Source organism: Intestinimonas sp. UBA1698 (assembly GCF_002320075.1).
In the GTDB taxonomy this organism is placed as follows: domain Bacteria; phylum Bacillota; class Clostridia; order Oscillospirales; family Oscillospiraceae; genus Intestinimonas; species Intestinimonas massiliensis.
Genome location: NZ_DCJO01000005.1, coordinates 23677 through 37759 on the forward strand (window position 1 = coordinate 23677; position 14083 = coordinate 37759).

Genomic DNA, 14083 nt, shown 5'->3' on the forward strand with positions numbered 1-14083 from the left:
TTTTAGAAAGGAGTTTTCACCATGTCTAAGCTCACTGTAGGCGGGAAACTGCCCGACTTTACCTATGATACCCCCTTTGCTTCCGGCGTGTCCATTGCCGATACCGCCAGGAAGGTAGGTGGCAAGACGGCCCTGGTTTTCCTGCGCTACTATGGTTGTACCCTGTGCCAGTACGACATCCACGAATTTGCCATCCAGCACGATAAGATTGCCGACACTGGCGGTCAGATGCTGGTGGTGCTCCAGTCCGACCCGGCTAAGCTGTCGGCCCAGCTCAAACCCGGCGACCTGCCTTTCAACATCGTCTGCGATCCTGACCAGAAGCTCTACAAGAGGTTCGAAATTGCCGCCGCCCCATCCAAGGAGGCCATGATCGACGCAAAGGCCGTGGGGAAGATTGCCAAGGCCAAGGCGAAGGGCTTCAAACATGGCGACTACGAGGGGGAAGAGCTCCAACTCCCCGCCGCCTTCGTGGTGGAACCCGACCTGACTTTGACCTACGCCCACTATGGCAAGTCTGTAGGTGATGTGCCCGATTCCACCGATCTTGCGGAGCTTTTGAAGTAAGCGTTCTAGAGTGTAAAACCTTTATTACCTTTTCTCAGGTAAGGCCCCCGGCCGGATAACGGCCGAGGGTCTTACTGTTTTGGAAGCTCTATGTGTGATCTCTGTGAAAAGGCAAAGCTTTCTTACTTGCCCTCATCAACCTCTAAATTAGGCCTTGTTTGAAAAAGATATGTGCCTTTGTCCCATTGTTCCGTCGCCTCCGTGCACCGGCGCATGGGCTCACGCCCAAAGCACAGGACAGAATGGTACACCAGCGTGTCGGATATGCATACATCCACATACTTTTCTCCCCATTGGAAAATGCGCTTGCCTTGGGCCTTTTTCGCTGTTGCCATATCTAAGACGCAGACCTCTTTGTTTAAGGTTCAGCTTGCCAACTATAACTTTACACCAAGCGAAGAGATACCTCCCCGTTTCCTATGGGAAGAAGTTGGGATTGACATAGACAAGGGGATCGCCGGACGGCGCGGGCAGGCTGAGGACAAGGGGGACGCTGGAGAGGGGAAGGTCCCGGCGGGGTGAGGAAGACATTGCCCACAGGGCAGGTCAGAACCTCCGCCGGAAGCATCCGATCACGCCGGAGCCCTTCCCTTGCCGACATCGCTGCCGCCCTCCTTGTGGGGCTTTACCGCACCAGGTAGCCGTAGTCGGCCCGCACCGCCTGGATCAGGGCCCGCACGTCCGCGGGCAGGCCGCAGGCCGGGTCGGCGGCGTCGTACTCGGCCACCCGGCCGTCCAGGCGCACCAGACAGGTCCCGCTGCCGTCCCCATAGGGAAGGAAGCCCTCATTTTCACTGTGGTCAAAGTCCTCCCGGCTCCAGAACAGGGTGAATTTATCCCGGTAGGGCCGGGAGTCGTAGGGGCAGAAGGTGGCGCAGTTGCCGCATTCGTTGCACATGCCGTCCACGTGGACGATCTGCCGCTGCCGCTTGCCCGGCACCGCCACCGCCACGTTGGCCCGGTTGGGACAGACCTCGGCGCAGGTTTCACACACCGTGGCGCAGCCCAGACAGCGGCTGTCGCCGCAGGTGCTGCAGTCGGCGCACAGATCCCCCCGCCCGGCCAGGGGAGCCTGATGGTCGGGGCCGATGTTGGCCCCGGCGTATTTACCAAGGTCCAGGGAGACGATGGCGCCGGCGGCCCGGGCGGCGTCGGCGATGGCCTCCACCACTGTGGCGGGGCCCCGTCTGGTATCGCCCACGGCAAAAACACCGGGGACGCTGGTCTGCATGGTCTCATCCACCACCGGGCGGCCCTTCTGATCCAGGGCAAGGCCGTTGGCGGCCAGGAACGCGCCGTCCACCTGCTCGCCCACGGCGGCGATGACGGCGGAGGCGGGGACGGTCCGGGTCTTGCCGGTGGCCACCGGCGAGCGGCGGCCCGACGCATCGGGGGCGCCCAGCTCCATCACCCGGCAGGTCAGGACTCCGTCCTTCACCCCCACAGGGGAGAGCAGCTCCAGGAACTCCACCCCGTCGGCCAGGGCCAGGGCCAGCTCCTCCTCGTCGGCGGGCATGTAGCGCCGGGTACGGCGGTAGACCAGCCGGACATGCTCCACGCCAGGGATGCGCCTGGCAGCCCGGGCGGCGTCCATAGCGGTGTTTCCGCCCCCGATGACCACCACGTCGGCTCCCAGGTCCAGGGAGGCCGGGTCGGACTTGGCCTGCTCCAGGAACGCGAGGACACCGCGCTCCTCGCCGTACTCCAGCCCGGCGGAGCCCGGCTTCCAGGCCCCGGTGGCGAAGATGACGTGGGTGAAGCCCTGGGCCTTCAGCGCGTCGGCGGACTGTACGTCCACACCCAGGGCAAATTTGGCCCCCATGGCCCGGCACAGGGCCACATCCCTGTCAATGGCCTCGTCCGAGATGCGGAACCCGGGGATGACGTGGCGGACGATGCCGCCCAGGGCCTGTCTGCGCTCAAAGACGGTGACGTCGATTCCCTCCCGGGCCAGGAAAAAGGCGGCGGCCAGGCCGGCCGGTCCACCGCCCACCACGGCCACCCGCTTGCCGGGGACCGGGGCTTTGGGGTGCAGCCTGGGCAGCAGGGCGTCATAGCCGCCCCGGGCGGCCTGCAGCTTCACGTCCCGGATGTGGACCGACTCCTCGTAGTAATTGCGCATGCACTTGTCCGCGCAGTGGTGGGGGCAGATGGTGCCGGTGATGAAGGGCAGGGCGTTGCGCTGGAGGATGATTTCCAGGGCTCGTTCGTGGTCGCCCGCCCCGGCGGCCATCAGATAGGCGGGGATATCCTGCTCAATGGGGCAGCCGCCCCGGCAGGGGGCTTCGAAGCAGTCGATGAGGGGCACCTTCCGGCCGTTCTTCCGGTCGGGCAGGGGCTTGATGGGCTTGCGGCAGGAGGACCCGGTGCGGGCCGCCTCTGCCAGGGCGGCCACCTTGGCGGCGTCCACGCCGGAGAAGGGAGAAGTGCCGCAGTCCATCAGCTCTCCGCCGATCTGGCTCAGGCGCTGGTAGCCGCCGGGCTTGAGGATGGTGGTGGCCATGGTGATGGGCCAGATGCCCGCGTCGAACAGGCCCCGGATGTTGGCAGCGTCGGCCCCGCCGGAGTAGGAGATGCGCAGCCCGCCGTCAAACTCCGCGGCGATGCGCTGGGCCAGGGAGAGGGTGAGGGGGTACAGGGGCCGGCCGGACATATACATCTCCTGGCTGGGCAGTTCTCCTGCCGCCACGTCCACCGGGAAGGTGTTGGTCAGCTTGACGCCGAACTCCAGACCTCGCGCCCGGGTCAGGGCGGTGAGGCGGCGGAACATGGGCACCGCGTCGGCCCACTGGAGGTCCTCCACAAAATGGTGGTCGTCAAAGGCCACGTAGTCGAAACCCAGGTCGTCCAGGGTCCTGCGGGCAAATTCGTAACCCAGCAGGGTGGGGTTGCACTTGACATAGGTGTTGAGCCCCTTCTCGGTGATGAGATGGGTGGCGATGCGCTCGATCTCGTCGGGGGGACAGCCGTGGAGGGTGGACTCGGTAATGGAGGCGGACACCTTGGGGGAGATGGCCTTCACGTAGGCCGCGTCCACCTTCTGGAACCGGTCCAGATGGGCCAGGGTCCAGTCCATACAGGCGTTCCACACAGGAGAGGCGGAGGCGTCCTTCATGCCCTCGATGTAGGCGTCGATCTTCTCGCTGCGGATGCCGGCCAGGTCGTAGCCCACCGACATGTTAAACACAAAGCCGTCCGGGTCGCCCAGGCCCAGCTCTCTGGCCAGCAGCTTGCAGGCGAACCACGCCTTGACGTACTCGTCGTAGGCCTGGGGCACGGTGAGCTCGGTGGACCACTCGCAGTTGTAGCACTCGTCCTCCGCCGTGATGCAGGGCTTGGCCACGCACTTGCTCAGCTCCTCGCCGTCCATGATCTGGACGGTCTTGAGCTCAAAAAAGCGACTTCCGGCGGCGTAGGCCGCTACCAGGTTCTGGGCAAGCTGGGTGTGGGGGCCGGCGGCGGGGCCGTAGGGGGACTCGATCTTCTCGGTAAAGATGGGCAGGGCCTGACCGTTGGTGTGGCGGACCAGCTTGGTGACGCCGAACACGCTGCCGTGGGCGCGGTATTCGGTCAGAATCCAGTCCATGAGCCGACCGAAGGGGATGGGACGCATGATGTCGCTCATAGGATGTTCCTCCTTTTGATGAAAAAGACGATAAAACTCAGTAGGCGCGGTGGTTCAGCTCACCCCAGAGCTTTTTACTCTGCTCCATGGTCCAAGCGTTGACAGCCTCCTCGTCCAGGTTCACAAATTCCCGGTCCCGGTAGACCACCTTGCCGTTGATGACGGTGGTGCGGCAGTTCTTGCCCATCATGCCGAAGAGCATGTGACCGTCCAGGTTCTCCTCCGAGAAGGGGGTGAAGGGCTTGTAATCCATGACGATCACGTCGGCGGCGGCCCCGGGCTTCAGCACGCCCAGGGGTTTTTGGAAGAAACGGGCGGCGATTTTGGCGTTGTTTTGGAAGAGCATCTCCATGGCCTCGCACCAGCCCACATTGGGCAGGCAGGCGTTGTGCCGCTGGATGAGGAGGAAGACCTTCAGGCTCTCCAGCATGTCGTGGGTGTAGGCGTCGGTGCCCATGCCCACCAGAATGCCCTTCTGCATCATCTGGAGCACCGGGGAGCAGCCCACGGCGTTGCCCATGTTGGACTCCGGATTGTTGACCACCATGGTGCCCGTCTCCCGTAGGATGTCCAGCTCGGCGGGGGAGAGGTGGATGCAGTGGCCCAGCAGGGTCTTTTCCCCCAAAATGCCGTTGTAGAGCAGCCGGTTCACCGGACGGCAGCCGTACTTGCGCAGGGAGTCGTACACGTCGTTCATGCCCTCGGCCACGTGGATGTGGAAGCCGGTCATGCCGTCGTTGGCCGCCACCATCTTCTCAAAGGTCCGGTCCGAGAGGGTGAACAGGGCGTGGCCGCCGAACATGGCGCGGATCATGTCGTCGTCCTGCTCCCTGCACCATCTGGCAAAGTCGGCGTTCTCCCGGATGGCCTCGCTGCACTTCTCCATGCCGTCCCGCTCGCTGACCTCGTAGCACAGGCTGACCCGGATGCCCACCTCCCGACACACATCCTGGATGGCGAACAGGGAACCGGGAATCTCCCGGAAGGAGGCGTGGTGGTCAAAGATGGTGGTGACGCCGTCCCGGATGCAGTCCAGCACCGTGGCGTAGGCGCAGGCCCGGGTGCCGTCCAGGGTCAGATGGCGGTCGATGTTCCACCAGGTGCCCTCCAGCACCTCCAGGAAGTTGGTGGGGTGATTGCCCGTGATGGCCAGGCCCCGGGCCAGGCCGCTGTAGATGTGGGTGTGGGCATTGATGAGGCCCGGCAGAATGATCTGCCCCCGGGCGTCCACAAATTCCGCAGCCGGGTACTTGGCCTTCATGTCGGCCAGGGACCCTACCTCTTGGACGGTGTCGCCGTCGATGACCACCGCTCCGTCGGGCAGGTAGGGACGCTCCTCGTCCCGGGTGAACAGTTTGCCGTTGCCGATCAGCAGCATAGCGTCGTCCTCCTTTTGCATCAGTCTTACCGATGGGTTTCTGGAACAGCCGGATATAAAAAACGCGCGCGGACTGAAGCTCTTCCTTCAGCCCGTGCGCAAAGCACTCCGTTGCAGCCATGATTCCGATGCAGTTTTGGCGGATATCCACAGGAATCTTCCACCTGTCGCCTTCATTTTACCACAGGGCTCAGAGAAACGCAACCCGCTTTTTAGTTAAACTAAAAAATTTTTAGGCCATACAATTTTTGTTGAAATTCTGCCGATTTGTGATATGCTAAAAGGAGGAAGAAAGAAATGGAGGAAAGGCCCCATGCTGAGTGCATCAACGCTGCAGTTTCTGTTCCAGTTGGCCAAGGGGATCTCCAGGCAGTTCGGGCCCAACTGCGAGGTGGTGGTCCACGACCTGGACTCCAACGACCCCAACAGCTCCATCGTCGCCATTGAAAACGGCCATGTCACGGGACGGAAGGTGGGGGACGGCCCCTCTCATGTGGTGCTGGAGGCCCTGCGCAGCGGCAGGGAGAACCTGACCGACCATCTGAGCTACCTGACCCGCACCAAGGACGGCAAGATCCTCAAGTCCAGCACCATCTATGTCCGGGACGACGACGGCGAGGCCATCGGTATTTTCGCCATCAACTACGACATCACCCTCATGCTGGCCATGGAGGAGAATCTGAAGCAGTTCACCGCCACCGACCAGGACCAGCGGGAACCGGAGCGCATTTCCCGCAACGTGGGGGACCTGCTGGATGAGCTCATCGAGCAGAGCGTCAAGATCGTGGGCAAGCCGGTGGCCCTGATGACCAAGGAGGACAAGGTCAAGGCCATCCAGTTCCTCAACGAGACGGGGGCCTTTCTCATCACCAAGTCAGGCGACAAGGTGTGCAGGTTCTTCGGTATCTCCAAGTATACCTTATATAGTTATATCGACGAGGCCAAGGAGTAGGGAAAACGGCGCGGCGGTCCATGGGGGCCGCCGCGCCGCTCTGCGAGGATGCGTGCGATTGTGTTGACAGAATATGTTATACTAAAATAGATGAAGTATGCCCCCACACCTGCTGCAAAGGAGTATGGAAAAAATGAGCGAACGTTATGACGTGGCCATCATTGGCTGCGGCGAGGCCGGGATCTATGCGGGCTACGAGCTGGCGCGGCTGCGCCCCGAGCTGAAGGTGGTGGTGCTGGAGCAGGGCCGCGACATCTACCGCCGGAGCTGTCCCATCGTAGCGGGCAGGGTGAAGGACTGCATCCAGTGCAAGGTGTGCGACACCATGTGCGGCTTTGGCGGCGCCGGGGCCTTCTCCGACGGGAAGTTCAATTTCACCACCGCCTTCGGCGGCTGGCTTACCGATTTCATGCCCGCCAAGGAGGTCATGGACCTCATCGGGTATGTGGATTCCATCAACGTGGGGCACGGGGCCACGGAGGAGATGTACTCCACCGACACTCCCGAGGCCCGGGCGCTGGAGAAAAGGGCCCTGGAGTTCGACCTGCACCTGCTCCAGGCCAAGGTCAAGCATCTGGGGACGGAAAAGAATCTGGTCATCCTCCAGAACATCTATGAGGACCTGCGGCAGCGGGTGGAGTTCCGGTTCAACACCGCCGTGCGGGGCATCCGGCGGGCGGAGAAGGGCTACCGCCTGGAGCTGGAGGGCGGGGCGGAGGTGTCCTGCGGCTGGCTCATCGCCGCGCCCGGCCGCTCCGGCGCCGAGTGGTTCGCCAACCAGTGCAAGGATCTGGGTATCGCCCTCATCAACAACCAGGTGGACATCGGCGTGCGGGTGGAGCTGCCCGCCCGGGTCTTCGAGCACATCACCGACGTGGTGTACGAGTCCAAACTGGTCTACCGCACCAAGCAGTACGGGGACCAGGTGCGCACCTTCTGCATGAATCCCTACGGCCATGTGGTGGCGGAGAACGTGGAGGGCATCAACACCGTCAACGGCCACTCCTATGCCGACCCGGCCCTCCAGAGCGAGAACACCAACTTCGCACTGCTGGTGTCCAACCGCTTCACCGAGCCCTTTAACGAGCCCTACCGCTACGGCAAGCACATCGCCTCCCTGTCCAACATGCTGGCCGGCGGCGTGCTGGTCCAGCGCTTTGGGGACCTGGTGAAGGGGGTGCGGACCAACGACCACCGCATGAGTAAGTCCTTTACCCGGCCGACCCTGACCGCCGCCGTGCCCGGCGATCTGTCCCTGGCTCTGCCCAAGCGGCAGTTGGACGACATAATCGAGATGATCTACCAGTTGGACAAGCTGGCCCCCGGCACCGCCAACTACGATACTCTGCTCTATGGCGCAGAGGTCAAGTTCTACTCCTCCCGGCTGTCCCTGAGCTCCGAGCTGGAGACCGAGCTGCCGGGCATGTTCGCCGTGGGCGACGGCGCCGGCATCACCCGCGGCCTGGCTCAGGCAGGAGCGTCCGGAGTAAAGGTGGCGCGGGTGATCGCGGACCGGCTGGGAGCGCAGCGCTGAGATGCAAACGGTCACGCGCCGCCCGGCCCTGGGCGGCGCGGTTTCCTTTTTACAGCCGTTATTCATCACCATATGCACCGGCATAATGTAACGAATTTGTAAAGAATGCAGGTTCCACAAGGGTTTTCCACATTGTCCACAGGGTTTTCCACAGACGGTTATGTCAACTTCAACGCGGCTCATATACAGAAATAGTTGACATAAGAGGATGTCAAGAGGAAATTGACGCGCAACTTACACAAATTTTTCTATGAACCCCTAAAGGGTCCGGAGGGAGCTTTATGTCTGATCTCATCGCCGCCATCTCCACTGCCCCGGTGCCCGCCGCCATCGGCATCCTGCGCCTGTCCGGGCCGGGGGCCCTGGAGGCGGTGGACCGGGTATTCCGCGCCGCCCGGGGCGGACCTATGGCCGCCGCGCCCGACCGCAAGCTGGTCTACGGCACGCTGCTGGACGGGCAGGGCAGCCCCATCGACCAGGTGCTGGCCACCGTCTCCCGGGGGCCCAACAGCTACACGGGGGAGGACACGGCCGAGCTCCAGTGCCACGGCTCCCCCATGGTGCTCACGCTGGGGCTGGAGGCCCTTTGCGCTGCCGGGGCCCGCCCGGCCGGGCCGGGGGAGTTTACCCGCCGGGCCTTCCTCAACGGCAGGCTGGACCTGCCTCAGGCCGAGGCGGTGGGAGATTTGCTGGAGGCCCGGACCGACGCCGCCGTCCGGACGGCGGCGGGGCAGTTGGGGGGCGCCCTCTCACGCCGGGTGGAGGCGGTCTATAACGGCCTGGTGGACCTGATGGCCCACTTTCACGCCGTGCTGGACTACCCCGACGAGGACATCGACCCCTTCCGGGCCTCGGAGCTCGCCGCCGCGCTGGCGGCGGCGACGGACGGGCTGTCGGCTCTGCTGGAGACCTACGACCGGGGCAAGTATTTGGTGCAGGGGGTGCCCTGCGCCATCGTGGGGGCTCCCAACGCGGGCAAGTCCTCTCTGCTCAACGCCCTGCTGGGGTATGAGCGGGCCATCGTCACGCCCATCCCCGGCACCACCCGGGATACCGTGGAGGAAACCGTCCGGCTGGGAGGCGTGCTGCTGCGTCTCATTGATACCGCCGGGCTGCGGAAGACCGAAGACCCGGTGGAGCGATTGGGGGTGGAACGCAGCCGCAGGGCCATGGAGGAGGCGGGCCTCATCCTGGTGGTCCTGGACCAGTCCCGGCCCGCCACGGAGGAGGACAAGGAGCTGGTCCGGCAGGCTGTGGACCTGGCCCCCACCATTCTGGTCCTCAACAAGGCCGACCTGCCGCAGGGCCTGGATTTCACCGAGGACCTGCATCTGGCCCCCGCGATCCCGGTGAGTGCCAAGGCCGGGGCCGGCCTGGAGGACCTGGGGGAGTTGGTGGCCGGCATGTTCTCCCAGCCCGCAGCCGGGGAGGCGGGAGCCGTGCTCACCAACGCCCGGCAGGCAGAGGCCGCCCGCAGGGCCCTGGAGAGCGTGCGCGCCGCATCGGAGGGCCTGGCCCAGGGCATCACCCCCGATGCCGTCCTCACTGATGTGGAGGGAGCCATGGCGGCGCTGGGGGAGCTCACCGGCCGCAGCGTCCGGGAGGACGTGGTGGAGCGTATCTTTGCCCGGTTCTGCGTGGGGAAATAGGGTCCTCCCTCCATTGCTTGCAGGGAATCGGCGGAGTTGTTCAGATTTTATTTATGTTTCGTTCACAGCGCATTCATCCTTTCCCCGGGCTGCTGTAGTAGGATAATGACAGGCTGGATGAAGAACAGCGATCACACACAATCTCCTCTCATTTCTCTCTTTCCCATTCCCTGCACGACAAAAACGCGGGTCTGTTATAACAGACCCGCGTTTTTCCTGTTTCGGGGCAGAAAAGACAGGCGCGCGGCCTGGCCGCGCGCCTGTCTGAAATCCATCAGGTTTTTTCCTCGAAGCTGACGCCGCAGTTGCGGCAGTTCACCGTGATCTTGCCCTTCCCCCTGGGGGCCCGAAGCTGCTGCCCGCAGTTGGGGCATTTGAAGTAGAGGTGATCCTTATCCCGGTGAATGGTGCGCCGGAGCTTCACCCAGCGGATGGCCGGTCCGGCCACCGTCATAAAGCGGGCGTTTTCCCCCCGTCGCCGGACGATGTTCCGGGAGAGCATCCGGAAGACAGCCCACAGGATGGGCGCCATCGACAGCAGGGAGAAGAAGGAGTTGTGGAAGACCACAGACAATAAATAGAAGACCAGGTAGAGGGCGAAGAGGAAAACGGAGAGCTGGTCCACGCCATACCGGCCGTACATGAGACGTTGTATGAAGTTCATAGGCGCCCGTAATCTCCCTTCCGCCCTATTTGGATGCACCGCATCCACCACCAGTAATGATAGCGCCTGACGGGGAAACCGTCAAGAAATCAAACGTAAACAATGTGTGAATTGTGCCCCTTGCATTGACAGGGGAAAGCCGTTATACTGATAAAAACGACTTGAGGAGGCGCCATATGGCCCGTATTGACAAGGAAAACTATTATTTGGACATTGCTGAGACCGTACTCAAGCGGGCCACCTGCCTGCGCCGGTGCTACGGCGCCATCATCGTCAAAAACGACGAGATCGTGGCCACCGGGTACAACGGCGCGCCCAGGGGCCGGCGGAACTGTACCGATCTGGGCTACTGCACCCGGGAGGCGCTCCAGGTGCCCTCGGGCCAGCGCTATGAGCTGTGCCGCTCTGTTCACGCGGAGGCCAATGCCATCATCTCTGCCGCCCGCAGCGAGATTTTGGGGGGGACGCTCTATCTGGCCGGACGGGACGCCAAGACCGGCGAGCTGCTGGGAGACGCCACCTCCTGCTCCATGTGCCGCAGGCTGATCATCAACGCCGGTATCTGCCGGGTGGTCATCCGGCGCACCCCCGCCGAGTATGCCGTCGTCCACGTGGAGGACTGGATCCGGGAGGACGACTCTCTGCCGGAGGGGCTCTAGCGCGGCCGACCCCAAGCACAGTGCCCCGGCATCCGGATGCCGGGGCACTGTGCCTTTTGTGCCTTAGAGCAGGGACAAGGCTGACCACCAACCCATATAGAGCAACAGAGCACTCAAAAACATCAGGGCTGTCAGCGGGATGCCGAAGCGGGCCAGATGCTTCGAACCATAATAGCCCTTGCCCTCGCCCAGCAGCAGGACCACATGGTGGAAGGGCAGAAGGAAGTGACCGCACACGGCGATGTAGATGAGCAGGAGCAGAGGCACGGGAGGGGCAACCCCTGCTCCGATGGTCATCAGGCCGGGCACCACCACAGACATAGTCGTCACATTGCTGCCCAGAACCATGTGGAGCAGCATCGCGGTCAGGAGGACCACCACTGCATACCGCCAGGAAAAGGAGGAGGGAAACAGGACCATAAAACGGGAGAAGAGGATATCGGCCACGCCGCAGGCCTTCAGAACACCGCCGATGGCAAAGGCGGCGGTCAGAAACACCAACAGCTTGACATTGACCGACTTGCAGTCGGGAAGCCTTAAGAGCCCAACCGCAAACATCAGAGCAGTACCCATGGCAACGGTGACAGTGCCGCTGACGCCGTGCAGGTCCTCCACGGCCCAAAATACCACTACGGCGAGAATCAGAATCAGATACTTCTTCTCCCAAGACGTGAGGCGCAGCGTTTCCTGCTGCCCGGCCACACCCCCGCTGTACTGGGTCAGCTCCTTCCGGAACAGCAGATAGAACAGTGCCGTGGCCAGCGACAGGAAGGCCGCCGTAGGAACGGTCATATAGCGCATCCAGGCACCCTCGCTCATTGAGATGCCTCCCATGGTCAGAAGAGCATTGTTGAGGATGATGTCTCCCCGGAGCAGGAGCATGTTGGTCAGCACGGAAAGTATGAACAGTGCGGCCATCAGGATGGGCTTGAGCGCCTTTTCCCGCTGTACACACTCCAGTGTGTCAAAATAGCTGGCATAGATGGAGGAGAGGATGATGATACGGGAGAAGGGCTGTGGAATGATAAAAATCATTACGAAGGCGGACAGCACCATGGACAGCAGGAGTCGAAGGGGCGTCCGTGCGAACCGCCCCAGAAGCGGCTGGAGCAGCTTGCCTGTTAGACCGCTGTTGGAGATGCCCTGAGAGAATAGGAACGAAAACACGATCATGAGGAAGTTCTCCGACAGTGGAAAGGTAAAGATCGACCGGACAGGCGCCCCGCTGAACAGGAGGAACACCAGCAACAGGAAGCTGGAGGCTAAAGTGCGCTCCACCACGCCGGAGACCCACCAGAAGATGGTTAAAATCAGGGCGGCCAAGATACCGCCTTGAAGCCAGTCCATGCCGAAGGGACGCAGAAGTAGAATCAGCAGGGGTGGCAACAGGGTCAGCAGGAGGGAGAGAGGTTTTTTAACGGTCACACGGCTACCTCCTCTTACGGCGGGCCGGGCTCATAGATGCAGCCCCATGGGTTCGGCCCGGAAGATGCGCGCGTCCATCTGCTTAAGCTCCGGGGAGAGGATGGGGTGAAAAGCCATGTGGAGGAGGATATCCCTTTCCAGATCGATGCCCGGAGCGATTTCCACCAGCATGGGACCTTCCGGGGTCAGGCGGAATACCGCCCGCTCGGTGATGTACATGACCTCCTGGCCGCTCTCGTTGGCGTAGTCGGCGGAGAAGGTAATCTGCTGCACCTGGTCCACGAACTTGACGCCGGTGCCCTCTTGGACGATCTTCAGCTTTCCATTGGCGATCTCGGCCTCCAGTTTACCGGAGGTGAAGGCCCCCACATAGAACACCCGGCGGGCATTCTGGGAAATGTTAATAAAGCCCCCGGGCCCCGTGCAGCGAGTACCGAACCGGGAGACGTTGACATTGCCCCGGCGGTCAATCTCCGCTGCGCCCAGGAAGGTCATGTCCAGCACACCGCCGTCGTAGAGGTCAAAGGTGTCACAGATGCTGTAGATGGCCTCGGCGTTGACGGCGGCGGCAAAGCCCACGCCGTCCACCGGAATGCCTCCTACGGGGCCGGATTCTAGGGAAAGGGTCATCTGGTTGGCGATGCCCTCCTCATTGGCCACGTTGGCTATGCCGGAAGGAATCCCAATGCCCAGGTTGATGAGGCAGCCCGGACGCAGCTCTATGGCGGCCCGGCGGGCAATCACTTTCCGGATATCCAAGGGCATGGGAGGCAGCGCGTCAGTGGGCACTTGGACTTCGCCGGTGAGTTCCGGGCGATAGTGGGAGCAGGCGTAGCCCTGCAGATGATTTCCTGGCCGGGCCTTGACGATATAATCCACCAGGGAGTTGTGAATGCGCACTTCCTTTGGGGGAATCGTGCCGCGCTTGACGATTCCTTCCACCTGAACAATAACGGTACCGCCGCCGTTGTGGACGGCAGAGGCCAGTTCTAACTGGGCGTCGGTGAGCGCCTCGTGCCACATGGTAATGTTTCCGTCTTCGTCGGCATAGGTGCCGCGGATCAGGCAGGCGTCGATGTGGAAGGAGGGGTAGAACAGGTATTCCCGCCCTTCCATCTCGACCAGAGATACTACCTCGCGCGCTTGCTCCCGGGCCTTGTCGTTGGCCTTGCAGCCCTCCACCCTGGGATCGGCGAAGGTGCCCAGGCCAATGTGGGTGAGGACGCCGGGCTTCTTCCCGGCGATGGCCCGGTAGAGGTGCATCACCACGCCCAGGGGGATGGTGAAGCCGGCGATCTCATTGCCGCCCACCATGTTGGCGATGCAGGGGGCGTTGCCCAGATGCCCGGCGATGATGGTGTCCAGAAGGCCGGGGGCCTTCAGCCGGTTAAAGCCGATGTCCTCGGGCTTGTTGTTGCCGCCGCTGATGCCGGCCACTACCGTCAGCCGACTGGGATGGCCGGTTTCGGCGTATTGGCACGCCAGCGCCTCCAGCAATTCGTCAGAGGGGCCGTAGGAGCCAAAACCGCCGATGCCCAGGGTCATGCCGTCCCGGATCGTGGAGACGGCCTCCCGGGCGGAGACGATCTTTGCCATATGATTCCCACCTTTTCTTAGGGCGCGGAGAGAA

The 14083-nt window shown here is 62.6% G+C and carries 10 protein-coding genes; 5 read left to right on the forward strand and 5 right to left on the reverse strand.

Annotation, left to right across the window (positions count from 1 at the left end; translation table 11 throughout):
* Positions 1–21 precede the first annotated feature (21 nt).
* The gene (locus tag B3H64_RS01220) at positions 22–567 is read left to right on the forward strand and encodes a peroxiredoxin-like family protein (RefSeq protein ID WP_286732190.1); all 546 of its coding nucleotides are present in this window, start codon (positions 22–24) and stop codon (positions 565–567) included.
* Positions 568–1192: 625 nt separating this feature from the next.
* On the opposite strand, the gene ygfK is transcribed toward B3H64_RS01220, so the two are convergent.
* A complete protein-coding gene (ygfK, locus tag B3H64_RS01225; RefSeq protein ID WP_286732193.1) occupies positions 1193–4192 on the reverse strand; it encodes a putative selenate reductase subunit YgfK in 3000 nt (999 codons plus the stop codon).
* Positions 4193–4229: 37 nt separating this feature from the next.
* A complete protein-coding gene (gene ssnA, locus B3H64_RS01230) occupies positions 4230–5570 on the reverse strand; it encodes a putative aminohydrolase SsnA (RefSeq protein WP_286732196.1) in 1341 nt (446 codons plus the stop codon).
* A gap of 313 nt (positions 5571–5883) precedes the next feature.
* On the opposite strand from ssnA, the gene B3H64_RS01235 reads away from it, so the two are divergent.
* The 3 genes from B3H64_RS01235 to mnmE all read left to right on the forward strand — a co-directional run bounded on the left by B3H64_RS01235 (position 5884) and on the right by mnmE (position 9705).
* Positions 5884–6522, forward strand: a complete 639-nt coding sequence (locus B3H64_RS01235; RefSeq protein WP_050619401.1) for a helix-turn-helix transcriptional regulator — start codon at positions 5884–5886, stop codon at positions 6520–6522.
* A gap of 133 nt (positions 6523–6655) precedes the next feature.
* Positions 6656–8056: an NAD(P)/FAD-dependent oxidoreductase gene (locus tag B3H64_RS01240; protein WP_286732206.1), complete on the forward strand. Its 1401-nt coding sequence runs from the start codon at positions 6656–6658 to the stop codon at positions 8054–8056.
* A gap of 281 nt (positions 8057–8337) precedes the next feature.
* Positions 8338–9705, forward strand: coding sequence for a tRNA uridine-5-carboxymethylaminomethyl(34) synthesis GTPase MnmE (mnmE, locus tag B3H64_RS01245; RefSeq protein WP_286732214.1), 1368 nt, complete (start codon positions 8338–8340; stop codon positions 9703–9705).
* Between the two features lie 274 nt (positions 9706–9979).
* On the opposite strand, the gene B3H64_RS01250 is transcribed toward mnmE, so the two are convergent.
* Complete coding sequence (locus tag B3H64_RS01250; RefSeq protein WP_286732216.1) at positions 9980–10369, reverse strand: hypothetical protein; 390 nt, start codon at positions 10367–10369, stop codon at positions 9980–9982.
* Between the two features lie 176 nt (positions 10370–10545).
* Here B3H64_RS01250 and B3H64_RS01255 point away from each other — a divergent pair, with 176 nt between their 5' ends.
* Complete coding sequence (locus tag B3H64_RS01255) at positions 10546–11028, forward strand: deoxycytidylate deaminase (RefSeq protein ID WP_050619397.1); 483 nt, start codon at positions 10546–10548, stop codon at positions 11026–11028.
* A 63-nt stretch (positions 11029–11091) separates the two neighbouring features.
* Here B3H64_RS01255 and B3H64_RS01260 read toward each other — a convergent pair whose 3' ends face one another.
* Together B3H64_RS01260 and B3H64_RS01265 are read right to left on the reverse strand one after the other, a co-directional pair.
* Positions 11092–12453: an SLC13 family permease gene (locus tag B3H64_RS01260; RefSeq protein WP_050619396.1), complete on the reverse strand. Its 1362-nt coding sequence runs from the start codon at positions 12451–12453 to the stop codon at positions 11092–11094.
* Positions 12454–12483: 30 nt separating this feature from the next.
* A complete protein-coding gene (locus B3H64_RS01265; RefSeq protein WP_050619395.1) occupies positions 12484–14049 on the reverse strand; it encodes an acyl CoA:acetate/3-ketoacid CoA transferase in 1566 nt (521 codons plus the stop codon).
* Positions 14050–14083 lie beyond the last annotated feature (34 nt).

What these genes read in the sequence shown, in the direction of transcription:
- B3H64_RS01220 (WP_286732190.1), top strand. Translation starts at nt 22, where the DNA reads ATGTCTAAGCTCACTGTAGGCGGGAAACTGCCCGACTTTACCTATGAT.
- mnmE (WP_286732214.1), top strand. Translation starts at nt 8,338, where the DNA reads ATGTCTGATCTCATCGCCGCCATCTCCACTGCCCCGGTGCCCGCCGCC.
- ygfK (WP_286732193.1), bottom strand. Translation starts at nt 4,192, where the DNA reads ATGAGCGACATCATGCGTCCCATCCCCTTCGGTCGGCTCATGGACTGG.
- B3H64_RS01235 (WP_050619401.1), top strand. Translation starts at nt 5,884, where the DNA reads ATGCTGAGTGCATCAACGCTGCAGTTTCTGTTCCAGTTGGCCAAGGGG.
- ssnA (WP_286732196.1), bottom strand. Translation starts at nt 5,570, where the DNA reads ATGCTGCTGATCGGCAACGGCAAACTGTTCACCCGGGACGAGGAGCGT.
- B3H64_RS01255 (WP_050619397.1), top strand. Translation starts at nt 10,546, where the DNA reads ATGGCCCGTATTGACAAGGAAAACTATTATTTGGACATTGCTGAGACC.
- B3H64_RS01250 (WP_286732216.1), bottom strand. Translation starts at nt 10,369, where the DNA reads ATGAACTTCATACAACGTCTCATGTACGGCCGGTATGGCGTGGACCAG.
- B3H64_RS01240 (WP_286732206.1), top strand. Translation starts at nt 6,656, where the DNA reads ATGAGCGAACGTTATGACGTGGCCATCATTGGCTGCGGCGAGGCCGGG.
- B3H64_RS01265 (WP_050619395.1), bottom strand. Translation starts at nt 14,049, where the DNA reads ATGGCAAAGATCGTCTCCGCCCGGGAGGCCGTCTCCACGATCCGGGAC.